Origin of the sequence: Streptomyces sp. SM1, assembly GCF_002910825.1 — a bacterium.
Classification (GTDB): Bacteria; Actinomycetota; Actinomycetes; order Streptomycetales; family Streptomycetaceae; genus Streptomyces; species Streptomyces okerensis.
The window spans coordinates 1-7,318 of record NZ_NEUB01000746.1 but is presented as its reverse complement, the minus strand read 5'-3'; the positions used below and the strand labels follow the sequence as shown (position 1 = coordinate 7,318).

The window sequence follows — 7,318 nt, the reverse complement described above, 5'->3', positions numbered from 1 at the left end:
CGCGTGCAGCGCCGCCAGCTCGGCCGGGGACAGCTCCGCCGAGGCGGACAGGGCACCGGCCGCGGCACCCGTGGGCACACCCGGCGCGAGGCTCACGGTGTCCGGGCGGTCGGCGAACGCGTCGTTCCAGTACCGCCGGTCGTCCGTGTACTCCCGCGAGGCGCGGTAGTCCGCCTCCTCCGCGAGCAGCGCCCGCAGCGTGTCCAGCGGCTCGCCGGCCGGGTCCGTGCCGGTGACCAGCGCCTCGTAGTGCGTGGCGATGCGGCGCGAGTGCAGCACCGAGCCGAACGCGTCGGACAGGACGTGGTGGCTGCGCTGGTACCAGAGGTGGTGGTCGGGCCCCACCCGCATCAGCACGTGGGCGGACAGGGCGTCCCGCGTCAGGTCCAGCGCGGTGGACCGGTCACCGTCCACCAGCGCCCGCGCCGCGGCGAACGGGTCCGGTTCACCGGTGAGGTCCAGCTCACGCCAGGTGGAGCAGCCCGGCGCCACCGGGCGCTGGAACACGCTGTCCGGCCGCTCGACGAACTCCACGTCGAAGGTGCCGCTCTCCGCCTCCGAGCGGCGGACGGCGCGTCGCAGCAGGTCCCCCTTCAGCGGCCCGCGGACCTCCATGACGGCCACCGTGTTGTAGGCCGGGTTGCCGGGATCGAGGCCCTGGGCGTGGAAGACCCCCAACTGGGCAGCGGTGAGGGGGAGCAGGCCGGGGTCGGCGGGCAGGTCTCCGTCGCGTGGTGTCATCTGGTTCGTAACCGCTCTCGTGGACTTCCGGGAACCGCCGGGCGCCGTCTGCGGTTCCCCGGGCCTTCCGGAGGATGCCGGTGGACGGTGCGGCGTCCCCGCGCGAACGCCCTTCTCGTCCGCGGCGCGGGGTGGTCCGGCACCCTGCTCGATGCTGCACGGGCCGTCCGCCGCTCACCAGGCAACCGACCGGCAACCGCTTTTGCTGGTGGAACTGCCGCTCCGCCCGGACGAGTTACCGGACTCCTGCCTGGCCCCGCCACCAGGCGGGCCCGGAGGCTGGCGGTTCAGCGGGCGCGGCGCCCGTCCGCCCGTGCGAGCCGGCCGCGCCGCGGGTGTCCCGTGTCAGCACGACATCCCGGAGAGGACGAACACGTTGGGAATCGGGGACCGAGGTCTGCTCGACTGGCTGGACGACGCTTCCGCCGAGCGCGGCCTGTACTACGCGAACCACGGCGACGGCTGGGACTTCTGGTCCTACCGCGATCTGCGGGACATGGTGCTGCGCACCGCCGCGGCCCTGCGGGCACGGGGTGTCGGGGACGGTGACGTGGTGGCGCTGGTGCAGCGTTCCGGCCCCGGCTTCGCCGCGACCTTCTTCGGAGCGCTGGCCGCGGGCGCCACGCCCTGCACCATCGCTCCGCCGTTCGCCTTCCAGCGGGCCGACGACTATGAGCGGCACTCCGCGCACCTCCTCTCCACCGTTCGGCCCCGGATCACCGTCTGCGACGTGGAGTCGCAGGAACGCGTCCGTAAGATCGCCGCCGCGACCGAGGTGCCGGAACCGGTGATCTACGACGAACTCGTCGCCGGCGTCGAGCCGTTGGACGGGCCGCTGTCACCGCCGGAGACCGCGCTGGTGCAGTTCACCTCGGGCTCCAGCGGCTTCTCCCGGGGCGTGCGGATCTCCGCCGACGCACTGCGCGCCAATCTCACGGGGATGCGCCGATGGCTGGGCTGCACCCCGGAGTACCCGGCGATCAGCTGGCTGCCGGTCCACCATGACATGGGCCTGGTCGGCTTCCTGCTCAACGTCGTCACCACCGGCTTCGACGGGCACATGCTCCAGCCGGACCACTTCATCCGCTCGCCGCAGCGCTATCTGCGGCGGATCAGCGAGCAGCGGATCGCGATGACGGCCATGCCCAACTTCGGCCTCTCCTACATCCTGCGCCGCGTCCGCCCGGCTGACCTCGAGGGCCTGCGGTTCGACTCGCTGCGCTGCGTCATCATCGGTGCGGAACGCATCGACCCGGGCGTGCTGGACGACGTCCACGCCCTGCTCGGCCCGTACGGCCTCGACCGCGGCGCCCTGCTGCCCGCCTACGGCAGCGCGGAGGCGACGCTCGCCGTGACCGGGCTGACCCCCGGTGAGGGCTGGTCGACGCGTGAGCCGGACGAGGGCGACGCCGGCTCGCTCGCCGGCACGGCGGTGGTCGGCTGCGGCCGGCCGCTCGAGGACCGCACGGTGACCGTCGTCTCCGAGGACGGGGACGCGCTGCCGGACGGGCAGGTCGGCGAGATCGTCGTCAGCGGTGTGTCCATCGCCGACGGCTACGTCGGCGACGCCGGCTCCGGCTCCCTTTCCGGCACCAGCATCGGCGACCGGCTGCGCACCGGGGACGCGGGGTTCCTGCGCGACGGACAGCTGTTCGTGATCGGCAGGCTCGGTGACGGACTGAAGGTCAGCGGCAAGATGGTGTTCGCCGAGAGCCTGGAGACACTGCTGCACCGGCGCGGCATCCCCGAGCGCCGTGTCGCCGTGCTGCTGGGTGTCCGCGACGGCAGGCCGACCGGTGTGGCCGTCTTCGCGGGAGTCCAGGACGGCTGGCGCCGCGCGGCTCACGAGGTGCTGTCCGAGTGGCTGGGCGACGCCGGCCTCCTCGCCGTCGAGGTCCCGCGCGGCGGTATCGCCGTCACCTCCAGCGGCAAGCCCAGACGCAGGGTGATGTGGAAGGCGCTGTGCGCCGGAGCGTACGAGGACACCACCCGGCCGCTGACACCGGAGGACGCCTGACGGCGGAAGCGGCGGGCGGGGCCCGCCCCGGGACCACCCACCCGGCCCGAGCCCCCGCCCGCACCGCCCCGTCCGCCTGGTCCGTGCGACGCGATCGCCCCCCACACGCGACGGTCGCTTCACGGCTTCACGGCTTCACGGCTTCACGGCTTCACGGCTTCACGGCTTCACGGCTTCACGGTGTGGTGCGGCCGGTGTGGCGCGGCGGGTGTGATCCGGGGCGTCGCCCCGCGCACTCCCTGGGCGACTCCGTCACCGGGCGGAAGAGCACCGCCGGCCGGTGCCGCTCGGGGGCCGGCCAGGAGAAGACGCAGCCGCGCGCGGCACAGTCCCGGGCCGGTGGCCCGGGGTGCTCCGCACGCTGCGTGCTCCCGGGTGCCGCGCCCGGTGGATGCCCGTCGTGGCCGGTCGGGTGCGACACGGTCGCATCGGACCAGCAGGACCCCCATGGCGTTGGTCCCTGGTGGTCCGCACGCGCACGCGGCGCGCTCACGACCGGTGTCCCGTCCGGTGGACGCCCGCCGTGCCCGGTCGGCTCCGGTCCCGGCGCGGCAGGACCCCTGTGGTGGCAGGACGTCTCCAACACCTACGCAACACACCCGGGTTCACACCCCGGAACGGGATCGACCGGCCCTGCCCAGGGCCGGTCGATCCCGTTCCGGAGCCGCCGACGTGGCGGCCGGCGGACTCAGCGGACCGCGGCCATCGTGTCCGCCCGCACCAGGTTCTCCGCGATCAGGAGTTCCTTCACCTTCTCCGACAGCATGCCCAGCTGCCGCAGTACGTGGATGACCTGCTGGAACAGCAGCTGCCGGTACGTGGCCATCATCGGGTTGTTCCGTGCGAACCGCACGCCCAGCTCGACGTCCAGGTCCATGCGCTCCCACAGCTCCCGCAGCATGAACCGGCGCGACATCAACCGGATGGCCTCCAGCAGGAAGTCCTCCCGGTCACGCAGCTCCGCCGAACTCACCTGCTGGTACATGCCGCTGAGCGCGGTGACGCCGAAGGCGATGTGCCGGGCCTCGTCGCTCGCCACCATCCGCGTGATCTGCCGGATCAGCGGGTCGCCGAAGCCGCTGCTGGCCAGCCGCAGGCCCGTGATGGCCAGGCCCTCCATGACCACCTGCATACCGAGGTAGACGATGTCCCAGCGCGACTCCGACAGCACGTCGTGCAGCAGCGTGCCGAGGCCCGGGTTGACCGGATACACCACGCCCAGCTTCTCGTCCATGTAGCGCGCGAACGCCTCGACGTGCCGGGCCTCGTCGGCGACCTGGGAAGCGGCGTAGGTCTTCGCGTCCATGTCGGGCACGGTCTCGACGAGCCGGGCCGTCGTCACCAGCGCGCCCTGCTCCCCGTGGAGGAACTGGCTGCACATCCACGCCTGGTACTCCCACCGGAACCGGGTGAGCAGCTCCCGGGGCACCGGGCTGCCCTCGCCGACCACGAACGACGCGAGCTTGGCGCCGTTCTCCTCGCCCAGTTCGGAACCGAAGCGGACGTCGTAGTCCCAGTCGATGTCGGTCGTGGCGTTCCACTGGGCGGCCTTGTTCTTCTCGTACAGGCTCCACACACGGCTGTCGCGCTTGCCGTAGTCCCAGTTCAGGCATGCCCGGGTGAGGCTCTCCACTTCCATCAGCTCCGCCTTGACGGATTCCAGGGTGAAGAACGTCGGGTCGGCTGCCTCGTCAGGAAGGGCGGTCATCGTGAAGGGGATCCCCTCGGGGCGCAAGAGCAGGACTGTTCCGTCGATCCTCGTCTCCGGGCGTTCTCGCAGGCCAGGCAGACGCCGGGCAACTGGGCGGCAGAGGTGTTGCCGGTCGGTGTGCCTGGCCTGCGTCCACGCCGGCCGCCCACCATCGTCCCCGCGGGCCATCACCCGGAGAACGACCGGCCGACGAAGGAGCGGGATGCGAACCGACGCCGCCGCACGACCCTCCCACCCTGCCCACACCCCGACGCGCGGTGTGGGCAGTCCGTGGATCGTCGGCCGGATGACAGCTCCCGACGCGCGCCTGAGGCTGATCTGCCTGCCGCAGGCGGGCGGGAGCGCCGCGTCGTTCGCGCCCTGGCGGCTCACCCCGCCGCCGGGCGTGGAGCTGGCCACGGTGGAGCTGCCCGGCCGGGGCGTCCGCAGTGCCGAGCCGGTGCCCGACACCCTGGAGGAGCTCGCCGACGCCGTGCTCGACGGCATAGCCGGTGAACTCCGCGAGCCCTACGCCCTCTTCGGGCACAGCTTCGGCGCACTGGTCGGCTACGAGCTCGCCGTCCGCATCCGCCGCCGCGGCCTCACCCCGCCCGCCGCGCTGCTCGTCTCCGCGTCCCGCGCTCCGCACACCCCCGTGCTCCGGCGGGTCACCGATCACGACGACGTGGGGCTGCTCAGCTGGCTGGAGGGGTTCGGCGGCTTCCCGCCGGAACTGCGCCGCTACCCGGCCTACCTGCGGTACGCCATGCGCACGGTCCGTCGCGACCTGGCGCTGGCCGAGGCGTACACGGCCCCGGGCCCCGTGCCCGCCGGCTGTCCCCTGCACGTGTTCGGCGGCGCCGACGACACGCTGGTGAGCCGGCAGTGGCTGGAGGACTGGCGGGACTGCGCCGACGACGCGTTCACGCTGCGGCTGCTGCCCGGCGGCCACGACTTTCCGTTCACTCACGCCGGGCTCGTGCTCGACACCCTCGTGCGGGCGCTCGGCCCGCTCGCCCGGCCGGCTCCCCGTTCCTGACCCGCCGGCCGGACTCCGCCCGGGCGAGCGCGTCGCCGTACGCGCCGCCCACCGCTTCCGGGAAGACCTCACAGTGAAGACCAACGTCGCCCCGCAGGATCGTCGGCCGTCGCAGCCGTCGCAGCCGTCGCAGCCGTCGCAGCCGTCGCAGCCGTCGCAGCAGGGCACCGCCCCGTCTCCGATCGAGGCCGCGCTGCCCGTCACCCCGCTGCAGGAGGGCATGCTCTTCCACGCCCTGTACGACCCCGAGGGCGCGGACGTCTACACCGTCCAGGCTCCCTTCGAGCTGACCGGCCGGCTCGACGCCGACGCGCTCAGGGCCGCGTGCGTGGACACACTCGCCCGGCACACCGCGCTGCGGGCCGGTTTCCGGGAGCGCGCCGGCGGGCAGCCCGTACAGCTGGTCCGCCGCACCGCGACCACGTCCTGGACCGCGCTCGACCTCGCGGACGAGGAGGAATCCGTCCGCGTCGAGAAGCTGGTCGCCTTCCTGGAGGACGAGCGGCGCCGGCGCTTCGACATGGCGGACCCGCCGCTGATCCGGTTCGCGCTCGTCCGGCTCGCCGCGGACCGGCACGCGTTTGTGCTGACGTACCATCACATCCTGCTGGACGGCTGGTCGGTGCCGCTGGTGCTGGAGGACCTGTTCACCCGGTACCACCACCACGCCGCGGGCGACGGCACCGTCGCCGGCGCCCCTCTCACCCCGCTCACCGACTACCTGCGCTGGCTGTCCCGGCAGGACCGGGCCGCCGCCGAACGGGCCTGGAGCGAGGCCCTGGCCGGACTGGCCCGGCCGACGCTCGTCGCACCCGGCGCCGACGAGGCCGACGACGGAGCGCTGCCCGGACTGGTCCGCGTCACCCTGCCCGAGAACACCAGCCGGGCGCTGAAACGGGCCGCGCGCCGGCACGGTCTCACCCTCAACTCGGTCGTCCAGGGCACCTGGGCGCTGCTGCTGGCGCTGCTCACCGGCTGCGACGACGTGGTGTTCGGACAGACCGTGCACGGCCGTCCGGCCGACCTCCCCGGTGCCGACCGGATCGTGGGTCTGCTGATGAACACCGTTCCCGTCCGGGTGCGGATCGACCCCGCGGAACCGCTGGCCGCGCTCTTCGCGCGGATCCAGGACGAGCAGCTCGCCCTCGCCCCGCACCAGCACCTCGGTCTGGCCGACGTGCGGCGCCTGGCCGGCCACGGGCCGCTGTTCGACACCGCGACCAGCTTCGGTGACGCGCCCCTGGGCTGGGACGCCCTGCGCGACGCCGTTCCCGGCCTGCGCATCGCCCCCCTGCTGGAGGCCGAGGGGGAGAGCCCGGACACCGGTGCCGCCGGTGCGGACGCTCCCGGCGGGCAGGAGATCACCGGCGCGACGCACTACCCGCTGAGCGTCGTCGCCCTCGCCGGCCCCCGGCTGAGCCTCCACCTCAGTTACCGCGGGGACCTGTTCGACGACGACCGCATGGAGCTGGTCGGCTCCCGCCTGCGACTGCTGCTCGACGGCTTCGTGCAGGACCCCACCACCCCGGTGGCCCAACTGCCCCTGTTGACCGCCGTAGAGCTCCGCAAGGTGCTCGACGGGTGGGGCCGCGGCTCCGGAGTGGTCCCCGAACCGGTGCCGCTGACCCGGCGGTTCGCGGAGCAGGCGCACGCCACACCGGACGCCCCGGCCGTGACCGACGCCGAAGGCACCCTCAGCTATCGCGAGTTGGAGGAAGCAGCCGGCCGGCTGGCCCGGCTGCTGACCGAACGGGGCGTCACCCGCGGAGACCTGGTGGCCGTCGTCCTGCCGCGCGGCACCGATCTGATCGTGGCGCTGCTCGCCGCGCTG

At 73.4% G+C, this 7,318-nt stretch carries 5 protein-coding genes; 3 read left to right on the top strand and 2 right to left on the bottom strand.

Going from position 1 to position 7,318, the window contains the following annotated elements; translation table 11 throughout:
* Positions 1 to 741 (bottom strand): condensation domain-containing protein (locus B9S61_RS22230; RefSeq protein ID WP_258039788.1); only part of this gene is annotated, 741 nt, incomplete at its 3' end.
* A 376-nt stretch (positions 742 to 1,117) separates the two neighbouring features.
* Here B9S61_RS22230 and B9S61_RS22225 point away from each other — a divergent pair.
* Positions 1,118 to 2,758, top strand: a complete 1,641-nt coding sequence (locus tag B9S61_RS22225) for an AMP-binding protein (protein ID WP_103543844.1) — start codon at positions 1,118 to 1,120, stop codon at positions 2,756 to 2,758.
* Between the two features lie 688 nt (positions 2,759 to 3,446).
* Here the strand turns inward: B9S61_RS22225 and B9S61_RS22220 are convergent.
* Positions 3,447 to 4,466: a diiron oxygenase gene (locus tag B9S61_RS22220; RefSeq protein WP_103543845.1), complete on the bottom strand. Its 1,020-nt coding sequence runs from the start codon at positions 4,464 to 4,466 to the stop codon at positions 3,447 to 3,449.
* Between the two features lie 289 nt (positions 4,467 to 4,755).
* On the opposite strand from B9S61_RS22220, the gene B9S61_RS22215 reads away from it, so the two are divergent.
* Together B9S61_RS22215 and B9S61_RS22210 are read left to right on the top strand one after the other, a co-directional pair.
* Positions 4,756 to 5,487, top strand: a complete 732-nt coding sequence (locus tag B9S61_RS22215) for a thioesterase II family protein (protein ID WP_258039787.1) — start codon at positions 4,756 to 4,758, stop codon at positions 5,485 to 5,487.
* 73 nt (positions 5,488 to 5,560) lie between these two features.
* Positions 5,561 to 7,318 (top strand): condensation domain-containing protein (locus tag B9S61_RS22210; protein ID WP_258039786.1); only part of this gene is annotated, 1,758 nt, incomplete at its 3' end.